The organism is Martinezella rhizogenes, assembly GCF_027460065.1.
Taxonomy (GTDB): Bacteria; Pseudomonadota; Alphaproteobacteria; order Rhizobiales; family Rhizobiaceae; genus Agrobacterium; species Agrobacterium rhizogenes_C.
This window is the reverse complement of record NZ_JAPYZZ010000008.1, coordinates 48,003-70,768: the sequence shown is the minus strand read 5'-3', so window position 1 is coordinate 70,768 and position 22,766 is coordinate 48,003. Positions and strand designations below refer to the sequence as shown.

6 protein-coding genes are annotated in these 22,766 nt (G+C 60.4%); all 6 read right to left on the bottom strand.

Features of this window, described 5'->3' with window-relative positions:
- Positions 1-43 precede the first annotated feature (43 nt).
- The 6 genes from O8B93_RS14790 to O8B93_RS14765 are packed head-to-tail and all read right to left on the bottom strand — an operon-like array spanning position 44 to position 22,736.
- Positions 44-928, bottom strand: a complete 885-nt coding sequence (locus O8B93_RS14790; RefSeq protein ID WP_269710708.1) for a ferric iron reductase — start codon at positions 926-928, stop codon at positions 44-46.
- Positions 929-967: 39 nt separating this feature from the next.
- A complete protein-coding gene (locus O8B93_RS14785) occupies positions 968-1,714 on the bottom strand; it encodes a thioesterase II family protein (protein ID WP_269710707.1) in 747 nt (248 codons plus the stop codon).
- A 14-nt stretch (positions 1,715-1,728) separates the two neighbouring features.
- Positions 1,729-3,387: a condensation domain-containing protein gene (locus O8B93_RS14780; protein WP_269710706.1), complete on the bottom strand. Its 1,659-nt coding sequence runs from the start codon at positions 3,385-3,387 to the stop codon at positions 1,729-1,731.
- 4 nt (positions 3,388-3,391) lie between these two features.
- The gene (locus tag O8B93_RS14775) at positions 3,392-11,095 is read right to left on the bottom strand and encodes a non-ribosomal peptide synthetase (RefSeq protein ID WP_269710820.1); all 7,704 of its coding nucleotides are present in this window, start codon (positions 11,093-11,095) and stop codon (positions 3,392-3,394) included.
- An 11-nt stretch (positions 11,096-11,106) separates the two neighbouring features.
- On the bottom strand, positions 11,107-18,306 hold the full coding sequence (locus O8B93_RS14770) for a non-ribosomal peptide synthetase (protein WP_269710705.1): 7,200 nt from the start codon (positions 18,304-18,306) through the stop codon (positions 11,107-11,109).
- Entirely contained in the window at positions 18,303-22,736 is a 4,434-nt protein-coding gene (locus tag O8B93_RS14765; RefSeq protein ID WP_269710704.1) for a type I polyketide synthase, read from the bottom strand. Before O8B93_RS14765 ends, O8B93_RS14770 begins: the two co-directional genes overlap by 4 nt.
- Positions 22,737-22,766 lie beyond the last annotated feature (30 nt).

Here is a 22,766-nt window from a genome sequence, read left to right as displayed (position 1 = left end):
CTATGGGACTCCCGAGTAAAAAAAATTATTGAAAATAATAATCTTATTTTAGGCAGAAATGGGCGCGCATTTCCTGGAGAAGAATGTCGTCGCGCTCTTCATTCGACTTGAGGACGCAGGTAGGGCACTTTTCCGCACCTTGAACGGTATAGTACCGGCAGCATCCACCGCGCGCGCGAAACGTGTAGGTGAAGGGTTCTTTTAAGGCGCTGTCATGCAGGGTGAGGTCGAAATAACCAAGCTGGCGGTTGTTCAGCGGCGATCCCTGTACCTTGACGATCGCCATGGCCGAGGCCAACGCTTCGGATAGACAGCCGAACCGTCTTCCGACATCGAGAAATCTACCGGCTATCGCGTCTCCCACCAGCCGCCATTGCGCGTTTTTCGAAAAGCCGGTCCTTTTTACCAATGCTTCCACCAGCGGATGGAAATGTTGCTCGACGCCCATGCGGAACCGCTCGCACAGGCCCGCCTGGTCCGTGACCGTCGAAAAAGGCCCGGCATCCCGATCTGTAAAAATATGCGGCGACAACAGCCGGACATGTGCCCGCCGCACCGTCATCGGTTCCCCGTCATGTTCGCCATGATGGGTATAGAACTGCAATGAAACGGCTTCGGGCGACATATCCGGCACCACGCCGCGACCCACCAGCAGCGGAACCGTGGCCATGAAGAAAATGTAGCAATAGTCGCTTATCAGGAATGCGGCGCGGCTTTTGAGATCGACGCCGGGATCAAACGACCCCTCATAGTCCAGGAATTCCTCCAGTGCCGCGGGGCTGGAGAACAGCTCGGCGGACGTTTTCCAGCCCGCAAGCATCGGGCCGGCACTGCAGGGCACCTCCGGCCACATGGACTGCTGGAGGGTAGTCGCTTCCGTCAGAATATCGTCGGCGGCGGAGACGCCGGCTGTCTCATGATCTCTCATTGTCTGCCGCATCCATCAGTTTGGCATCACAAATCAGGCTCATGCCGTTCTGGTTGAAACAGTGCAAGCCTGCACCTGATCGGTTTGCCATAATTGGCTGAGTTTTCCAATGAACTGTGTGAAGGCTTCTGGCGCAAGCATATGCGACCCTTCGATTCGATGCATCGTGATGTCTTGCCCGATACAGTTTTCCCAGGCACCTGCCGCCTTCCAGCTGACGAGATGGTCGGCATCGGCAACGAAGACATGGACCGGGAATGTAACCGGCAGATGCGGAGGGGTGAATTGATAGGTCTCGCAAATGCGAAAATCATTGCGCAGAACCGGCTCGAACAGCGCCATGGCCTCCCTGTCGCGCAATATTGCGTCCGGCGTGCCGCCGATTTCGACCAGCGATTGATGAAAATCCTCACTCGTCATGCTGTGGATAGGCTCACGCCCTTCAAGGACGCGGTCGGGCGCGTTGGAACCGAGAATGTAAAAGGCGTCGGGGAGCGGCAGGTGCCGGACAGAGAGGTACCGTAGCAGCTCATAGGCCACGACTGCGCCCATGGAATAACCGAACAGGGCGTAAGGAGCCTGCAGCAGTCCGGTGATTTCGCTGCCGACGTGGTCGGCGAGGCTCTGGATGTCTCGCGGCAGCGGCTTGGTGAAATGCGCTTCGCGACCTGGCAGGGCGACCGGGACAACGTCAAAGACGCTCTCGGAATTCTGCACCCATGACCGGAAAATGCTCGGGCCGGCGCCGGCCGGCGGAAGGCAGATCAACCGGGGACGAACTGTCATCGGGGCTCCTCTCATCAAATTTCAATCGCATTGTGTTTATCCACGGGTGCAGCGGTTGCCTTCAGCGCGTCGATGAATGCCGCAAACGCCGCAAGGACAGGACGGTCGAACAGGACTTTTACGGGAAAATTGATCGCAAACTCTCTCCGCACCCGGTTGACGACCCTGGCCGCCAGAAGCGAGTGGCCGCCGAGTTCGAAGAAATTATCGCTGTTGCGCTGGGCGTCAACTTTCAGAACCTCTGACCAGATCCGGGCAATCTTTTCTTCCGTTTCCGTCCAGGCGGTAGAGGGAAGGGGCTGATCACCGTATGTTTCCGCCACCGAAGGCTTGGCGATATCGACCGGCCTTGTGTCCGTAGCGGATACGTGCGGAACCGTCGGAATGCCGCCGGCCATCTCGCCGATTGTCGCGCCAAGCTCATGCAGAAATTCTTCTACTTCCTGCTCGGCAATGCGCCGCCTGTCGTGTCGGGCGGAAACCGAAATTTTCGCGGCGTCGGCAACGGCAAACAGGGTGAGGGGGTAGTGGGTCCATTCATCGACCTCGACGCCGGTCACGGCGAATGTTGCCTCCGCCGAGATATCGCGCGGCACGGGATAGTTTTCAAAGACCAGCAGGCAGTCGAAAAGATCGCCTCGCCCGGCCTGTATCTCACGCAGTGGAAGATAGTCGTGCTCCGCACAGGCGGACTGGCGTTGCTGCAATGTCTGCAGCCACGGGGCAAGAGGGCCATTTTCAACATCGATGCAGACCGGCAGCGTGTTGATGAACAGGCCGACCATGTTTTCCACACCCTGTAGTTCGGAAGGTCGCCCGGCTGTCGTCGCACCGAAGACGACGTGTCTGCCGCCGGTCTTGCGGGCGATGACGATGGCAAGTGCGGCCTGCAAAAGTGTGTTGGGGGTAATCCCCATCTCCCTGCACAGTTTTGCCGCCTGCGCGGAAACTGCGGGATCGCAGGTGAAGTGATGACTGGAGAAATCCGCCTCGCCTCCGGTAGCGTTGCGGGTCATTCTGCACGGCACCTCGATCTTCGCCGTGTAATCCGTCCAGAACGCTCGCGTCGCCTCACGTTTCCTGCTTTTCAGCCAGGCAATGTAGTCCACATAGGGCCGCGGTGCGGGCAGTGGCGGACGTGATGAGCCGCACCGTCTCTGATAAATCCTGAAGGCGTCTTCGACGATGCGGCCCGCCGACCATCCGTCGAGAGTGATATGGTGGTACTGAAGCACGAGACGCGAATTTTCGCCGCCGTAATCGATCCATTGCAGGCGGATCAGCGGTGCCGTCTTCAGATCGAAAGCCTGGTGCCGGTTGGTGGACAGAAGTGCGCCGAGGCGGCTTTGCTGCTCCTCTACACCAATACCGGACCAATCCAGTTGCGACCAGGCAAGGCTGGCATCGCTGTGGACCACCTGAAAGGGTTCGTCTCTTTCTTCCCAGTGAAATGTAGTGCGCAAAACGGCATGGCGTGACACCATCTCGCTCCAGCAGTCATGCATGATTTGCGGATCGACCGCGCCTTTCAGTTGCAGGACGATCTGCGGCACGTAGACGCCTTCGTCAGGCGTGGCGATGGAGTGGAACAGCAATCCTTCCTGCATGGGTGACAGCGGATAGATGTTTTCGATAGCCGGGCGACGGCGGCTTTCAAGCGGGCGATTGTCCATTGTGTCACAAGCTCTTTAGCAGATTGTCGAGTTCGTCCTGGCCGAGATCCATCAGCGGGAAATCAGAAATGCTGTAACCAGCACCTGAACCATCAAGGCAATGCTGGATCAGCGTTTCAAGATTGTCCCGAAAATGGCCGGCCAGCATCTTGATGGTGTCCCCGGAATGCAGCTGCGCGCCATAGACCCATTGCAATTGCAATTCGCCGCGCACCACCATGGCATTGATCTCGAGGATCGTATCGCGCGGGTTGCCGGGGCCATACATCGGACCGGATGTTATGCCGGAGGGAGCAAACAGGCTGTCGGCGCCGAACATGGCATCCATCTGGCCGAGATAGTTGAAGCGGACCTGCGGTTGGCCGTAGTCCAAATGCTCACCCCTGTTGCGAAGATATTTCAGAACACCGAAACCCACGCCATTATTGGGAATTCGCCGCAGGGTGTCCTTGACGTCGAGAAGCAGGCGGTCTGGCGTAGCGTCATCGGGCGTATCGAACAACACGGGATAAAGCGCGGTCAGCCACCCCACCGTTTCGGAAACGTCGATGTCTTCGAACAGATGCGGTCTGCCGTGGCTTTCCATTTCAAGGCGCAGGCGTGGTTTTCCGCTCCATTGCCGCAGCGCCAGATAAAGGGCTGCAACCAGAACTTCGTTCGAGGCGATGCTGAAGCATTCCGGCACATCCCGAAGCAGTTGCCTTGTTGTTTCGGCATCGATCGTCTGCCGGTACGCCACCGCATCCGATTGAGGATTGCTGCCACTCTGGTTGTCGAGCGGCAGCGCCTGCACGTCTTCTTCGCAGATGCCGCGCCAATATGCTTCTTCTCCATCGAAAAGCACCGACCGCGAAAGCCGGCTGTTCCAGCTGCCCGCCGCGACCGTGCCGGAGCGGATGGTGCCCGTTTCCAGATAATGCCGCTCGACATCCGCGACGATCATTCGCCAGGACACGCCATCGACGATGAGGTGGTGGGCCGCGAGAATGAGGCGTCCGGAACCATCGGGCAATGTCGCGAAAATCGCGCCGAAAAGAGGCCCGGCATCAAGGTCGAAGCTGGCGTGGAGCTTTCTGGCAAAATCCGTGACGTCGTTCTCATCCGTGGCGGCCAGTCGTTGCATGAGGGGAATCGCCGAAATGGGGGCGAATTTCTGTTGCCATTGCCCGTTTTCACGCAAAAATCTGGCGCGAAGCGACTGATGTTCATCGAGAACTCTGGCGATCGCCTTTTCGAGCCGGTCGAGATCGAGAGATCGGGTGGGTTTCAGGATCAGTCCCTGGTTCCAGTGGGAGAGATGTGGCAGGTCCTGATCCAGCAGCCAGCGCTGAATAGCGCCGAGCGTAGCGTCGCCATCGGCATCACCGTTTTCGGCCGTCGCAGTGCTTTCCGTGCATGTCGCTTCTGCGAGCGATGCGAGCGTGGGGTGGAGGAACACGTCGCGCGGGGTCATCCTCAACCCCTTCTGGCGGGCCTGTGAAACCAGCTGGATGGCAAGGATGGAATCGCCGCCGAGCGAGAAGAAATTGTCGTTTCGCCGGATGTCTCCGCAACCGAGCAAGCCTTGCCATATCTGCGCCAGCACGTCTTCCTGGTCATTGAGCGGACTTGCAATTTCAGCGGAGCGCTCGCCATGGGCTGCCGGGTCCGGCAGCGCGGATCTATCCAGCTTGCCATTCGGCAGGCGTGGAAGTGCGTCGAGCCTGGTCGCAAGCACGGGAATGAAATGCTCGGGCAGGCGTTGCCGGAGAATTGCGACAAGTTTGGCGATTTCGAGGGCAGGATCGCCGGCAATCCACATTGCCAGGCGCTGATGATTGGAGGCGTCGCGCCAGAGCCCGGCAACGGCCTCGTGCACACCGTCCTGCTGAAGCAATACGGCCTCAATTTCACCCGGTTCGATACGAAAGCCGTTGAGCTTCAACTGCCGGTCGCCGCGCCCCATGTAATCGAGGCCACCATCATCACGTCTGCGCACGATATCGCCGGTCTGATACATGACGCGGTGTTCGCTGCAATCGGCAAAAGGGTTGGGCAGAAAACGCTCGGCGGTCTGGCCGGGCCGGTTCCAGTAGCCACGCGCCAGCCCGCTGCCGGACAGGAACAATTCACCGGGAACTCCAACCGGCACCTCGTTTAACTCGCCGTCGAGCACATAGGCGCGGGTATTGGCAATCGGCACGCCGATGCCGAACCATTCTCCCGATTTGGGCACCGGCGCCACCGTCGAATACGTTGTGTCTTCCGAGGGGCCGTACAGGTTGTAGAGGCCTTCGACATGGTCGTTGGCGTAAATCCGCGCGACAAGTTCACGCGGCAGCGGCTCTCCCGCCAGGCAAACCGTTTTCACGCTCTCCGGCAGGGGGCCGAGTTTGAGCAATTCGGACATCGGCGTCGGAACGGTGTTCACCAGCGTTACTTCACCTGAAAACGGTGCGCTCGGGAAGGCGAAGAGATCGTCCACCATGAAGATACGCCCGCCTGCTGCAAGCGTCGCAAATATTTCGAAGATCGAAAGATCAAAGCAGATCGAGGTGGAGGCGAGCACGCCGGACAGCTGGTCGCTGGTGAAGCTGTGCAGGCACCATTGCACGAAAGCAACGGCGTTGCGATGTTCGATGGCCACGCCCTTCGGCCTGCCGGTCGAGCCTGATGTGTAGATGATATAGGCAAGATCGGAGCCTGACGTCGCCGGCACCGGCACGACCCCGCCTGGCAGACTTTCCACCATACCCGGCGTCATGCAGCGGAAATTCTGTCCGACAGTCGAAATATCATCCTCTGTCGTGACCAGAATAAGTGCCAGATCGGCGTCCGTGGCGATGAATTCTATGCGGTCGGCGGGGTAACGCGGGTCGAGCGGCACATAGGCCGCGCCGGTGCGAAGAACGGCCAATATGGCGACCACCAGCCCCACGCTTCTTTCAAGGCGAATGCCGACGCGTTTCCCACTGCTTATGCCGGCTGCGGTGAGCCCGCTGGCGAGCCGGTCGGCTCTTCGGTCAAGTTCGGCATAGGACAGGCTCCGGTCCTGATCAGTGACTGCTATTGCCTGCGGATTGGCGTCAGCACTCGCTTTCACGAAGTCGTGCAGGCAGCGCCGCTGCGGCTGAAAGGCCGCCTCCGTCTCGTTCCACTGCCGCAGCCTTTTCTGCTGGCTGCCCGACAGCAGGGAGAGCCTGTCGAGTGGCACATCAGGATGTTCGACAATCTTTTCAAGCAGGGCGACCAGCGCATCACCAAGAGATTCCATGGTTGAGCGGCGGAAAAGATCGCTGCGATATTCCAGACGGCACGAAAGTTCGTGCGCCGTTTCATGGATGAACAATGTCAGGTCCACACGCGACGACGTATCGGGAAGCACCAGTCTTTCCCAATCCATGCCGGCAAGCGAAATGGCTTCGCGCCGGGTTTCGACGGTCGAGACGAGCATGGCCTGGAACAGCGGGTTGTGGCTCCATGTCCGGGGTAGTGAGAGCGCATCAACCACTTTCTCAAACGGCGCGGCCTGGTTGGCGAAAGCGCTTAATGCCGTGTCGCGGGTTGCCTTCAGTGCTTCGTTGAAGCTCTCGCCGCCCTGGGTCTGCAATCGGATCGCCAGCGTATTGGCAAACATCCCGATGATGTTTTCCAGATCGGGGTGGAACCGCTCGGATATCGGTGTCCCGATGACGATATCGCGCATGCCGCTGGCGCGCTGGAGCAGCGTCGAGAATGCTGTCAGCATTCCCATGAAGAGGGTAGCGCCTCGCTGGTCGCAGAGTTTTCGCAATCCTGCGAGCAAAACTGCATCGAGCGAAAAGCGGATGCTGTCACCCGAGAAGCCCTGTATGGCGGGCCGCACAAAATCCGTCGGCAACTCCAGCAGCGGCGGAGCGCCCGCAAGTGTTTTATGCCAATAATCGACCTCGCCCTTCGTGTCCTGTTCCCGCTGCCAGATTGCAAAATCCGCATATTGCAGCGGCAGCGCCCCGTCTGGCGGTGCGGTTTTCTTTAAGAGGGACCCGTAAAACTCAGCAACGTCGTTGAGCAGAATTTCCGCTGAAAGGGCGTCACCGATGATGTGGTGCAAAATGAAAAGCAGAACATGGTCCTGCGGGCCGGTGCGGAAGGCGTGAATGCGCAGCAGCGGCGCAACGGCAAGATCGAATGGCCGGCGCGCGCAATCGAGCAGGGTAGTCTCGAGTTCCCTATCGCCGATCTCTTCCGGCACGATCCGGAATGTCATCTCGGGGTCAGTCTCGACGAATGGCTTGCCATCGACGGAGACGAACCGGCTGCGCAGGATATCCTGTCTCTGCGCCGTCAGTTCCAGCGCATGCGAGAGGATTGCGAAATCGAGCGGTCCCCTGATCTTCAGGGCAAACGGAATATTATAAAGCGGGCTGTCCGGTTCAAGCTGCGCCAGCGCCCATTGCCTGTTCTGTGCATGCGATAGCGGTGTTCGGCCGGTATGGTTCCGCTTTGCCAGTCCGGATGAACCCGGTTCCGATCCGCGTCCGGTGATGGCCACCAGCGCATCGATGGCACCGGCAAATTCCGCAAGTCTGGGTTTCTCAAAAATGGTGCGCAGCGGCAGGTCAATGGTAAAGGACGTCCGCAAACGCGCGAGCATCCGCGTCGCCAGCAGGGAATGGCCGCCAACCGTGAAAAAACTGTCGTCGCGGCCGATCTTTTCGGCGCCGAGCAATTCACGCCATATGGCCGCAACCATCTGCTCGGTGCCATCGCGCGGAGCGGCATAGGCGGCTGACGAGATTATCTGTTTTGGTCGTTCAAGCCGCTTGCGATCGATCTTGCCATTGGCGTTTAATGGAAAACTGTCCATCCAGACATAGGCTGAGGGAAGCATGTAGGAGGGAAGCAGTGACGCGAGCGCGGTGCGGATCGCTTCCTCGTCCACCACGCCAGTCCCGCGGCGGCAATAGGCGACGAGGGTGCCTGAGCCTTCCTCATCCTGCCAAAGGGTAACGACGGCCTGTTCGATGGATGGCTGCGAGGCGAGGATCGCCTCGATCTCGCTGAGTTCGATGCGGAAACCGCGAAGCTTGACCTGAAAATCGGCGCGGCCAACATAAAGAAGGTGTCCGGCGGCGGAACGTCGCATCAGGTCACCGGTTCGATATAGCCTTGATGTTTCAGGCCGACCGTTCGAGCCTGCGGCTGGGCCTTGAACGAATGCGCGCGACGTCAGATCGTCCCGGTTGAAATAGCCGAGGCTCAGACCTTCGCCACCGATATACAATTCTCCGACAACGCCTGCGGGCACCGGCATCAGCGCGTCATCGAGCAAATGCAGCTGCGTGTTGGCGATCGGCTCGCCGATCGGCAGGGCAGGAAGTTCCAGATGTTCGGGGGTTATGCGAGTGCAGGTGGACCAGATCGTCGTTTCGGTCGGGCCGTAGAGATTCCACAATTCGCCACCCGTCTCCAGCAGGCGGCGGGCAAGGCCCGGCTCGAGCGCTTCGCCGCCGCAAAGCATCCTGAAACCCGCCGGAGCCTTCCAGTCGGCATCTGCCATCAGCCGCCATGTCGCGGGGGTTGCCTGCATCATCGTCGCGCCATGGTTGCGGATAAGCTCCGAAAGGGCCATATCGTCATAGACATCATCGGCTTCGGCGATGATCAGCAGGCCGCCGACCATGAGCGGCATCAAAAGCTCGAGGGTGGCGATGTCAAAGGCCGGCGTGGTGACGGCGAGGAACCGGTCTTCAGCAGACATGCCCGGCCGCCCCGCCATGCTGGTCAGAAGATTGACCAGGCTTTTCTGTCGGATCGGCACGCCTTTCGGCCTGCCCGTCGAACCTGACGTGTAGATGATATAGGCCAGATCGTCAGGCAACGTCTCACGGTGCGGATTGCTGAAGGAGCCGGTTGCGCGCAGCAGAGGTTCAATCGCCATGCAATCGGAAGGATATGCCGCTTTCGCAGCGTCATCGTCAGCCTCGTTGACGAGAATGATGTCAGGCCTGCAGTCCTCGAGAATGAGTGAGCGCCGTTCCGCCGGGTGCCCGGGGTCGAGAGGCACATAATGGCCACCGAGTTTCAGCACCGCGAGGATGGCGATGACGAGGTTTTCGGAACGCGGCAGGCAAATGGCGATGCGGGGATGAGATTTGCCTTTGCCGATGCGATCACGCAACCCTGACGCCACGCGGTTGGCGGTATCATTGATATCACTATGGGAATATTGCCGGTCGCCGCAGCGCACGGCCGCAAACGAACCGCGCGTCTGGGCGGTCTCTTCCAGCAGCGATGCGACATCTTTTAATGGAAAGGCGGTGGTCGTCCGGTTCGCAACCGCTATAGCCGCATGCTCTGTTTCGTCCAGCAGGTCGATTTCGGCGATGCGACCGCCGGGATTTGACACGAGCCTGCCGAGCAGTCTCATGAAATAGCCGGAGAAGCGCGCCGCCGTCTCAGGCAGGAAAAGTTCGGTATTGAACTCGAAAATGCCGCTGAAACCTTCGCTCCCTCGTCTCTCGTGCATGTCGAGGCTGAGATCGAAACGCGAGGCGCCTGAATCGAGCGCGATCGGCGTGACCTTGATATCGCCGAGGTCGAAAGTTGCACCCGAGGCGTTGTGAAGCACGAAAGTCGACTGGAACAGGGCGTTATGGCCGATGTCACGCTCGACATTCAGCGCATCCACCACCTGCTCAAAGGGGACATCCTGGTTGGACAGGGCTTCAAGCGTCGTTTCCCGAACCCGTTCGAGCAGCGCATCGAAAGTGTCATTCGGTTGCAGGCGCGTCCGCATGACGAGATTGTTGACGAACAGCCCGATGAGATTGCGGGTCTGCGCCCTGTTGCGGTTCGATGCCGTCGTGCCGATGCAGATGTCGTCGGATCTCGAAAGGCGGGCGAGCAGAATTTGATAGGCCGCCAGCAGCACCATGAATGTCGTCAGGTTTCGGCTTTTCGCCAGATCCTTGATGGCGGCGGACAGGTCCGGCCCAAGGTGGAATTTATGCCGGGCGCCGCGAAACGCCTGCGTCACCGGCCGGGCGAAATCGAACGGAAGTTGAAGCAGCAGCGGTGCGTCACGAAGCTGTTCGCGCCAGTAATCGACCTGGCCGGAAAGCTCCGCAGTGCCGTTGCGCTGCCATTCGGCATAGTCGCGATACTGGATATCGAGTGCCGGAAGCTGGCCGGTGGCAGGAGATCCGGACGCGCCATAGAGCCGGTGGACCTCGTCGATGAGGATCTGCAACGAGGCGTAGTCGGAAATGATGTGATGGATGACCATGACGAGGATATGCTCGTCAGGTGCGACGGAAAACAGGCCAACGCGAAACAGCGGACCTTGCGAGAGCTCGAACGGCTCCCGCGCGAAGCGGCTTATGGCGGCATCGCGTGCGGTCTCGTCATCGCCCGGTTGGTGAAAGCTGAAGTCTGCCGTTGATCGGGAGGAGATGACCTGGAACGGCTCTCCGTCAATAACCTTAAAAACCGTCCGCAGGCTTTCATGGCGCTCTACGACGATATCGAAGCAGGTCTTCAGCCTGTCGCGGTCGAGCGGACCTTTCAGCCTGATGGCCAGAGGTATCGAATATGCGCCTGAGCCTGGCTGCATCTGCTCGACGAACCAGATACGTTCCTGAGCATGGCTTAGGCGGAAACTCTTTTTTTCGGATGCCTTCTGTCCGGCCATCATGCGCTGCAGAAGCTGGCGCTTTTCATCTGCGGTCAGTCGGGAAATATCCATCGTGTTCACGTCTACTGGTCCTTTTGGCCGGAGAGCAGCTGCTCCAGCATTTTATCCACGTCATCATCGGAAAGGTCGCTTACGGATGTCTGCGCGGCGATCGGGGAAATTCCCGCTTCCACGCCGCCCGGCAGGGACGGTGAAAGAGAGCCGAGCAATTCCGACTGGGCTTTGACGGTGGTGGCCCCGAAGAGCTGAGCGAGCGTCAGGTGCACCGAAAACTCCTGCCTTATGCGCGACAGCAGCTGCATGATCGTCAGGGAATCACCGCCCGCTTCGAAGAAGTTATCCTCCACGCCGGCGCTGTTACCGGACAGGAGCTCGTGCCAGATCGCCAGCAATGCGGCCTCGTTTTCGGTTGCCGGAGCAACGCTGTGGTGTGCCCTCGCGCCCGGTGCGGGCAGGGCCTTTCGGTCAACCTTGCCGTTGGCGCTGAGAGGCAGCCGCTCCATGATCACGAATTCGCGGGGGACCATATAGGCGGGAAGTTTTGCGGCAAGAAAGGCGCGCAGCCGCTCAGACAGGGTTTCACCCCGCATTTGCGCGGAGGCCTGCCACTGTGTGCTCCATGCGGGATCGATGGACCCACCGGCGAGCACGTAAAGCGGCTCCTCGTCTTCGTCCGTTGCCAGAGCCGATGCGATGGCGGTCAGATCGACGCCGCCGGCCGCGCACAGGCCGATATCGAGACGCGGTGCATGCAGCATCATCACCTGCGCCATATGGCCGGCTTCCAGCAGGCAGAAGTCTCTGGCCTTTTGCCCGTAGCTGCGCGCCATGGCCGCCTTGAGGCCGGTGAAAACCACGAGGAAAGCGCTTTGCCGGACGATATCGTCGCTTTTACCGGCGATTGCCGCGATCTGTTCCTGCGAAACGGCCGCCAGAAATTCCAGCCGGTGTTCGGCGGGATGATGACGATACCAGCCGGCGGACAGCCCGTCGATCCGACCGTCCTGGACCAGAATGTGGGTCTGAACCGGATAAAGTCCGCCCGCTGACGGGTAAAGCGCCTTTTTCAGCGGTGCGCCGGGGACATCGAAGGCCCTTATGCTGGCGAGCAGGTGGCCGATGCTCTGAAGCTCGGCGGGAGCGCTCAAAAACCGGCGATGACTTTGCCGGGCGATCGCTTCGTGGAACAGGCCGTCCGGCGTGGCCAAGTCGATGGTTCTTCCGGCATCGCCCAATCTACCATCGCCTGACCGGCCGGCCTTCGCTTCCAGTTTGCCGATGAGGCTGCCTTGGGTATCTGGAACGATATAGGCAACGAGGGCAGGTGGCTGGCCTGTCGTCGTTACCACGGCTTCGGCGACATTTTCATTTTGCAGCAGCGCGGTCTCGATTTCCCCGAGCTCGATCCTGAAGCCGTTGACCTTCACCTGGAAATCTTCGCGCCCCAGAAACTCCAGCAGTCCCTCCGGCCGCAGCCGCCCGAGATCGCCGGTTTCGTAAAGCAGCAGCGCGCCGTTTTCAGCCTGTTCTTCGTCCGCGAAACTGTCGGGAATGAAGCGATCGGCGGTCAGCTGCGGCCGCCCCCAGTAACCACGCGCAACACCGATGCCGCCGATAAACAGCCGGCCCGTGACCCATGGCGGGCAGGGCCGCCCCTGATCATCGAGGACATACCAGCGCTGGTTTGCCAGCGGCTGGCCATAGGGGATGCTCGTCCAGTCCCGCAGTGCTTCCTCGATCGGGTGGAAAATCGACCAGATGGAAGCTTCGGTTGCCCCGCCGAGGCTGATGAGATCGGCATCTGGCAATTGTGCTTTCAAGGAGGGAGGCAGGCTGACGGGAATCCAGTCTCCGCTCATCATGATCAGGCGCAGGGGTGGCTTTTCATTGAGCGCCGGCAGCTCGGCCAGCAGCAATTGCGCAAGGGCCGGCACCGAGTTCCATACCGTCACCCGATGTTGCAGCAGAAGCTTCATCCAGCGGGCATTATCCGACACTTCCTCGCGCACGGGAATGACGATGGCGCCGCCAACCGCAAGCGGGCCGAATATATCGTAAACAGAAAGATCGAAGCTCAGCGACGAGAGCGCGAAAACCCGGTCCTCAGTGGAAACGCCAAAGCGGCGATTGATGTCGAGGATCGTATTCAGCGCACCGCGATGGTCGATCATCACGCCTTTCGGTTTGCCGGTCGAACCCGAGGTGAAGATGATATAGGCAAGATCCGATGGTTTGGTCACGGAGGGTGAAGGTCTGGCTCCGCCATCTTCGGGAACCGCGATCACGGTTACCCGCTGCGGCCAGTCGCTTCCTTCGGCGATGACGAGATCGGCCGCCGTGTCTTCCACGAGCTCGAAACGCCGCTGCGCAGGCAGGTCGGGGTCAACAGGCACATAGGCCGCGCCGCTTGCCAGAATACCGAGGCAGGCGATCACCTGACCTGCGCCCTTCGGCAGAGAAACGGCAACCCGGTCGTTCGGACCTACTCCGGCCTTCTGCAGATCAGCCGCCAGCGCCAGCGCCCGTTCGGCCACCTGTCCGTAGGTCAGTTCGATGCCGCCTGCGCAGACGGCGATCTTGTCAGGGCTTTCCGCAGCTCTCTCGAAAAATGCCTCATGCAGGAGCTGCGTGTCGTCGGGAAGCGCGATTTTCGCCCTTTTGTTCAGCGTTTCGAATGCCTGACAATCAACGATATCAGGCTCGGTCTGCCATGCCGCGTCGTCGCTGGCCAGCGCCCGCAGAAGTGTCTCATAGGCGGCAAACATCATGTCCAGCATCGCAGGCGGAAAGAGTTCCTCGACCGCATCCCAGTTATAGACAAGCTCGCCCTGATCTTCGGAAACCTGATGGTCGAGATAGACCTGCGGCGTCTGGCTGACGCTGTCCACCAGTCGGGTATCGAGACGCGGAGCGTTGTCGTCTCTCGAGGATTGGCCCAGAACGCTGGTGAAAACCACGGGCATCAGGGCACCGCCGGAGCGCCCGTTCTGTTTCGCCAGTTCGCGAAGCACGGAAACACCGCTGAAAAGCCGGTGTTCCAGATCTTCCATCAGGCGCAACTGAACCTGACGGGCACGCGTGGTGAAGTCGGCGCGGGCCGAAAAATCGAGCCCCAGCAGGAGTGACGCCGTGAAGTCGCCGACGATCTTTTCCACGTCCTGATGAACCGGCTCACGATTGAAGACGGTGAGATTGAGGGTGAAATCCTGACGCCTGCTCCAGCGCGCCAGAACCTCCGCAAAGATCGTCATGATCGCGGCTGTCGGGGTGAGGCCGGCGCTCTGGGCCAGTTCCTTGAAGCGTGACCAGTCTTTCGCGGCAAGCCGGCCCCGGCGACGCGTGAAGCGCGGATGCTCGATCTGTGATGGGTTGCATGCCAGTGGCAGATCCGGTGAGGCTGGCAGGGTGGCTAGCCGGGCAGACCAGTGCTCCCGCGCCCGCTCATAGGCTGCACTGTTATGCGCGGATTTCTCAAACAGAACATAATCCCGGAATGTCAGTCCGATTTCGGGAAGCGCGCGGTTCTGCATGAGCGCCGCGAGCTCGGTACCCATCAATTTCAGCGACCAGGCGTCACCGATGAGAACATCGAAACTGACGAACAGCCTCGTCGTTTTTTCATCCAGCCGGGCAGCTTCGATGTGAAACAGCGGCCAGCGGTCCGCCTTGAAAATATTGTGAGACAGCCTGTTTCTGATGTCCAACAGGCACGTGGCCCGATCGGCCGCATCACGCAGGTCCACGACCGGCAGCGCGTAATGGGGAACGTCTGCCAACACGCGCTGCCGCCCGTCGGCATCAACGATCGCGCGCAGCATGTCGTGTCGCGCGACAAGACTGTTTATGGCGTTTTCCAGCGCACCGGTATCGAGATTGTCGATATCGAATTCCCGATAGCCGTGGGAACCGACGCTGCCGAGTTCGAAACCCTGGTTGCGGCCGATCCAGTATGCATGCTGGATATCCGTCAGCGGAAACGGCTCATGGCGGTCTCCAGGATTATGGACCACCGCAAGCCCGTCGACGTTGAGGGCTTCCTCGGCCTCATTATCAAGCCGGTTTGCCAGCCCGGCGATCGTCGGTGTCTCGAAAATTGCCTTGAGCGGCAGTGAAACCCCGAAATCGGCCTTGATACGGGCAATGATCCTGATGGCGAGCAGCGAATGTCCGCCCATCTCGAAGAAGCTGCGCTCGACATCGATCATGCTGGTTTGAAGGACGTCCTGCCATATGGCTGCAAGCCGTTCCTCAACATGGTTTCGCGGCGCGGTACCGCTTCCCTCTGGCGTCTTTATTTCAAGTGCGCGCAGGGCACTCCGGTCGATCTTGCCGTTCGGCAGATGCGGCATGGCCGGCAGGATGGTCCATAAGGCCGGGACGAGGTGGGAGGGCAGCTGCCTTGCCAGTGCAGAGCGGATGTCGTCCACCGTCAGCTGTCGCCCAGCATCGAGTGAAATATAGGCGGCCAGCTGGCGTTCCGGGCTTGCTTCATCACCGATGACTGCAATGACTGCCTCGTTGACGCCATCGATATCCTCGAGCCAGTGCTCGATCTCGCCGGTCTCGATCCGCAGGCCCCTGATCTTGACCTGATTATCGAGACGTCCGTGGAATTCCAGCGTGCCATCCGCGCGGCGCCTGACCCGGTCGCCGGTGCGGTAGAGATAGGCGCACGACCTGCCGGAAAAAGCGTCGGGAACGAAACGCTCGGCCGTCTGGCCCGGGCGTCGCAGATATCCGCGGGTGACACCGGCTCCGCCGAGATAAAGTTCGCCCGCAAGACCGTCAGGCCGGAGACGTCCGGCCCGGTCGAGGACATAGGCTTCCGTTCCGGGCAGGGGTGCGCCGATGGAAACCGTTTTTTCCCCGTTGACGGCGCAAACCATCGCCCCCGTCGAGTAAGTCGTATCTTCCGAAGGCCCGTAGAGATTGTGTATGCGCGCCTGCGGCGCCTTCTTCGCCAGTTCTTCAAGCAGGACCGGCGGCAGCGGCTCCCCGGCGAGATTGATGGTGCGCACGGATGTCGGAAGCGTGTCGTGGCGCAGATATTCGCGCAGCAAACTCGGAACGGTGTTGATCAGGCTGACCTCGGCGACATGCTGCAAACGCGGCAGATCGAAGAGCGTGTTGGCCAGAACCACCTGACCGCCGCAGGAAAGCGTGCCGAAAATCTCGAATATGGAGAGATCGAAGCACACTGAGGTCGATGCCAGGACACCTGCCAGCTCGTCACCGGTGAAATTGCTGCCGGTCCACTGCATGCGGGCGGCGGCATTGCCATGCGTGATCGCCACGCCCTTCGGTCGTCCCGTCGAGCCTGATGTATAGATGATATAGGCGAGATCGGCCGGATCGCAGGCGTGAGCGGCAGAAAAGACCGCATCGGGAAGTTTGCCGACCTCAAGGAGGGTCAGTTCATCCGTGGCGTCGAATGCCAGCCGATCGCTATCCGTCAGGACGACCCTGATGGCCGCATCCCGTGCAATGAAGGCAAGCCTCTCGGACGGATAGTCAGGGTCAAGTGGCACATAGGCCGCGCCGGCTTTCAACACACCGAACAGGGCCGCGATGAGATCCGGCGTGCGCTGCATGCAGACCCCGACGATGGAGCCGCGGCCAAACCCGCCGGCGGCGAGCGCAGCGGCAATCGCGTCGCTTCGTTGATCGAGCTCCCGATAGGTGAGGCCGCCATGTTCGCTGGCCACTGCGGATTTTTCCGGTGTGCGCGCCGCCTGCGCCGTCAGCATCTCGTGCAGGCAAAGCCCGTTGGGTGCCAGAGCCTGACCGGCAGACCGGCGGATCTGCTCCTGCTGCTCGTCGTCACAAAGAAGGGAGAATTCCGACAGACGGCGGGCGGGGTCCTCGGCGATCGTGCGCAATACATGTTCGAAACGCCGCCAGATCGTGGCAACCGTCTCCTCATTGAAGAGATCGGTTGCATATTCGATCTTGCCGCCGATGTCGGGGTCATTGTCCTCAAGGTTGAAGCGGATTTCGTTTTTTGCAGCACCATCGGGCAGGCGCAGTGTCTCGATGGCAAGACCGTCGAGTTCAGGCAATCTTGCCAGATTGTGCTGAAGATCGAATTTTGCCTGAAACAGCGGCGTCATCTCGGACAGGGAGCGTTTTGGATTGAGAGCCTCGACGATCCGCTCATAAGGCACGTCCTGGTTCGCCAGGCCGGTGCGGACAGTCTCACTGATGCGTTGCAGCAGGCCGGAGAAATCCGGATTGCCCGCGAGATCGGTGCGCAGCACCAGCGTGTTGACCAGAGGGCCGATCATCGCCTGGGTTTCCGGCCGGTCGCGGTTTGCAACTTCGCTGCCCACGACGATGTCGTCGCTGTCGCAATAGAGATGCAGCACCAGTTTGAAAGCGGAGAGAAGCAGAACGTAGAGGCTGACATTATGTGCCCGTGCCAGCGCCCTCAGCTGTCCTGAAAGTGCAGGGTCGACGGAAACCGCAAATTGTGCGCCGAGGAAAGTGGCGATGGGCGGTCGCGGACGGTCGAATGGCAGGTCCAGCACCGGCAGATCCGTTCCGAGCGCCTTTTTCCAGTATGCGAGCTGGTTTTCAAGCACCGGGCCGCGCAGCATCTTTCCCTGCCAGATCGCCCAGTCGGCATATTGAACGCGAATATCAGGCAGATGGTGTGACTGGCCGGTCGTCTCCTTGTAGAAGCCCGCGAGGTCACGGGCGAGCACGGTCATGGACCACCGGTCGCCGGCGATGTGATGCAGCCCGACTGCCAGCAGATGATCTTCGGCCGAAAGGCGCACCAGCATTGCGCGCAATTGCGGATGGCTCAGGTCATAGGGTTCGGAAAGCCGTTGCAGGATGTGCTGCTTGGCTGCGGCTTCCGCATCGGTGTCCTGCGCGAGGTCGAGGAATTCGCTTTCCGCGTCGCCGGCCGCCAGAATATCCTGCTCCGGAAAGCCGTCGGCGCCGGGAATGAAGCGCGTTCGCAGCGGTTCATGCCGTTGTACGACCTTCGCCAGCGCCTCTTCCAGCGCCGTCCTGTCGAGTTTCCCGCGAAACCGCAGGATGCTGCGCATATTGTAAGCCGTGTTGTCAGGTTCAAGCTGCTGCATGAACCACAGGCGTTGCTGCGCAAAGGACAGGGGCCGATCACCATCGCCTTCCTCACGTCCCGGAATGACGGTATCGAGAGCCGACTGATATCCCCGCTCGGCAAGACGTTGCTCTATGAGGCGACGGCGCTCGGGCGAAAGGTTCGCGAGTTTGGCGTAGAATTCGTTCATCGTGCTTCTGCTCCTCCAAGCGCGCTCTGGACTTCACTGTCGGAAAGGCTTTCGATTTCCATCAACAGCGCTGCCATCTCGTCCAGGTCGCCTTCATCAGGCATATGGGCGGTAATCATGCTCGCCACGCGGGCGACCGTCGGGTTTTCGAAGAGGAGTTCGCGCATTTCGATCTTGACCGGGAATGTTTCCCTGAGCTTGGCGACAACGCGGATGGCCAGAAGCGAGTGGCCGCCCAGCTCATAAAACCCGTCATCGACGCCGATCCCGCTCACGCCGATCAGTTCTTCGAAAATGCCCGCGACCGTGGTTTCGGTGTGGGTGCGCGGGGCGATGAAGGGTGTGGACATCGCCGGCCTTGCACGCCCCGAAACAGCCGCCTTCGACAGCTGCGCCTTCTTGACCGCCGTCGGGGCAACGGTGATGTCGCTGCGCGAAAGCATCGTTGTGCCGGTAATGCCGTTCTCGATGATCCTTCTCGTCAGGTCCCAGGCATCATCAGAGGCAACCGCATAGGCGTTGGTGTCGAGCGATGAACGTTTGCCGGCGGCCAGCACATCGATGAGCGGATAACCAATGGCGAACCAGGGCATTCTCGCGCTGCGCGACTGGGCAGCCACAAGCAGCTCCACCGCCTGATATCCCGATGTATAGGCGGCCAAGCCCACACCGCCGATGACGGTTGCGAGCGATGACTGGATGCAGCAGAAACCTGCCCGCCGTTGCTCCATCGCCTTTATGAGCGCCCGCAGCGGCGCGATGCGAACCGCTTCATTGTAGCTGAGATGCGTGTCGTCCATCATTGAGAGCGGCGCTGCCGCCTGCCGGTTTGCCTGAGGCATGCTCAGAAAAATTCCGTCGATCCGGCCATGCCTCGACACCACCTCATCGAGTGCCGCGCCGATGGCAACGGGATCATTGCAGTCGATCCGGCGCGTATCGAGAGCTGCATCCAACTGAATGGCGGTCTCCTCATCCTTGATGGAGTGCAGCACGGACAGGCGTGTGCCGGATATTTTCGCCAGATGATCCAGCCAGACGGTGCCGACACCTTCGGCGATATTGCCGACCACGACATAAATGCCGTTTTTCTTCAGGCGGGCGGCTGCCTGCGGTTCAGGCAGGTCGAGCGGCGCAAATCCATGCGACCAGCGATGCGGGCCCCTTATGGCGACCACTGGACCGGTTCCGTTGAATTCCGCCAGGAGGCGATCCGCAACCGCCTGATCCGCCATGTCCTGCGCCACCATGATATCGATGTGCCTGCAGGTCAGGTCTTCATATTCCTGGCCCGCAACCTTCAGGATGCCCGACAACTGAGACTGCAGCTCGTCGAGATTTTCCAGGCCGGTAACATCCGTTGCGCCATTGGTCACCAGCGTCAGATTACTTTTGTGCCCCTGTGCGGTGAGCGCCCGCACGAGATTGAGCAGGGTCGTAACCTCGTCCCGCCGGCCGGGCTTCAGCGGCCAGAGATATAGGATGTCCTGTGGCAGAGCCCCGCGTTCGCCGAGAGTTTCGAGCAGCCGGGCAAAATCCGCCGCGCAATGTCCGGCAAGGCTGAAGCAGCGGAAATCGCACTCGTCGAACCTGTCGCCTTCAATGGCGCGATAAGCCTGAGCGCCGGCGCCTTCCAGCCGTGCGGCGAGGGATTTGCCGATGCGTCCTTCATCAAGGATCAGGACACGGCGGTTTCTGCAATCTGCCGGGGTTGCCGGCGGCAGGCGCTGCCATGTCGGACGATAGATTTTGGCGCTGTCGATGGCGGTGGAGACGGGCGCCTGATTTTCCGCCGTCTTGGCGGAAATCCAGTAACGCTGCCCCTGAAACGGATAGGTGGCGAGCGGCACGCGGCTGCCTTCAGCCGATACGGCCTGCCAGTCGAGATGCCCCCCGGTCCGCCAGTATTGTCCCAGTGCGGCAAGGTACTGGCCCGTCTCGTTTTCCGGTCTGGCACGGCCAAGGCACGGTATGATCCGGTCTTCCGCGATAGCCTGTTCGCTGATGAGACCCGACAGTGCCGAGCCGGATCCGGCCTCGATGAAGACTGCATTGTCTATGCCGAGAAGGGTTCGCATCCCCTCGTCGAAACGCACGGTCTTTTCCAGATGTCTGGCCCAGTAATTCGGATCCGTCGCCTGCGAGGCGCTCAGCCAGGTTCCCGTCACATTGGAGATCATCGCAATGGATGGCGGGGAAAGCCTGACATTTCGCAGTTCCTCCAGATAGCGCGCTGCGGCCTGCGCCATCATCGGCGAATGGAACGCATGTCCGGTCTTCAGCCGCCGCGTCACGTAACGCGCCTGTTTGAGTTCCGTTTCGAGCCTTGCGATGGCGTCCGTGCTGCCTGAAACGACGCTGAGGCCCGGCGCATTGCTGGCCGCCAGGGCAATGTCAGCGTTAAGCCAGCGGTCGATCGGCGCGTCGGGATGAACGATCGCAAGCATTGCGCCCGGGGCGGCCTGTTGCATCAACCGTCCGCGCGCCACCACAAGCGAAAGTGCCGTATCCAGATCGAAGACGCCCGCCAGGCAGGCCGCCACATATTCGCCGATGCTGTGGCCATGGAGCGCCTGTGGTATCACACCCTGCGCCATCCATGCCTTTGCAAGGGCATATTCCACGGCAAACAGCGCTGGCTGGGCAAATTCCGTATTATGGATATCCTCATGTCCGGCAAAGAGATCAGCGCGGAAATCGCGTTGCATGATCTTGGAAAGACGATCCGCGCAGGCATCGAAAGGCGCACGGAAAAGCTCCACCCGCTCGTAGAGATCCTTGCCCATTCCGGCATATTGGCTTCCCTGTCCGGGAAACAGGAAGACCGGGGACGGCGTGCTGCCGGCAATGGATGGTTTTTGGGCAGCAAGACGGTGCAGTTCCGTTGCGGCTGACGCCAGATCATCCGCAACCAGCGACTGGCGATGGCTGAAAGCCTTTCGACCATGACGCAGCGTGAAGGCAACGTCGTTGATCGCAAGTTCCGGGTTCGCCTCGAACGCTTTCGCCTGTGCCGAAAGCAGTGCCGAGAGGGCTGCATCATTGCGCGCTGAAAATACCAGAAGCTGCGGCGATGCCGGTTGCGTCCTGGCGCGCGCGCCTGCGTCGGTTGGTGCCTGTTCCAGCACCAGATGCGCATTCGTTCCGCCGATACCGAGAGAACTGATGCCGGCTCTCCGGGGGCTTTCCACAGCATCCCAGTCTCGCAGGGCCGTATTGACCGCAAAGGGGCTTGCCGGGAAGTCGATCTTTGCGTTTGCCTGTTTGAAATGAAGGCTTGCGGGGATCCTGCCGTGCTTGAGGCAAAGCACGGTCTTGATGAAGCCTGCAATGCCTGCGGCCGTATCGAGGTGGCCGATATTGGTCTTCACGGAGCCGATGGCGCAATATCCGGTGCGCGTCGTCGTCTTGCGAAAGGCCTGCGTCAGCGCCGCGATCTCGATGGGGTCGCCCAGCGATGTTCCCGTGCCATGCGCTTCGATATAACCGATGGAATCGGCCGATATTCCTGCGGCGGCGTGGGCCTCGCTTATGACCATGGCCTGGCTGTCCACCTGCGGGGCGGTAAAGCTCGCCTTCAGCGCGCCGTCATTGTTGATGGCCGAACCGATGATGACAGCGTTGATCGTATCGCCGTCTGCAAGCGCATCTTCAAGCCGCTTGAGCACGACAACGCCGACGCCGCTGCCCGGAACGGTTCCGGCGGCATCCGCATCGAACGCCCGGCAATGACCGTCCGGAGACAATATTCCGCCTTCGCGCGCTACATATCCATGTGAACGGGAAACCGTCACGCCGCCCGCGAGCGCAATATCGCATTCGCCTGCAATGAGGCTCTGGGCCGCGACATGGATGGAAACAAGCGATGAAGAGCAGGCCGTCTGCACCGTCATGGCCGGTCCGCGCAGATTGAGCTTGTAAGCCGTGCGCGTCGCCAGAAAGTCCTTGTCGTTGGCGACGAACAGTTCAAAGGGGCTGATCGATTGGCGCACCGCGGCATTGGCGTGCAGGTTCAGAAGATAGGTATTGAAGCCGCTCGAGGCATAGACGCCGATGGAGCCGTCGAAAGTGTCGCCCTGATATCCGGCGCGCTCCAGCGCCGCCCAGGCGCATTCGAGAAACAGCCGCTGCTGTGGATCGAGAATTTCCGCCTCGCTGGGGCTGTAGCCGAAAAAATCGGCGTCAAACTGGTCGGCGCCCTCCAGCGGTGCTGAAGCCCGCACGAAATCCGGATCGACAAGCTGCTCGGGCGGCACACCCAGCGCGCTGAGTTCCTCGTCGGTCCATTCTTTGACCGACTCCCGGCCGTGAACCAGATTATCCCAGAAGCTCTCAATGTCGGAGGCTCCCGGAAAGCGGCCTGCCATACCGATGACGGCGACCCGAAAGGCGTTCCGATCCTGGTTTGAAGCGCTGGTATAGTCGGACATATGCAGTTCTCGCTGGATTAGAAATTGAAC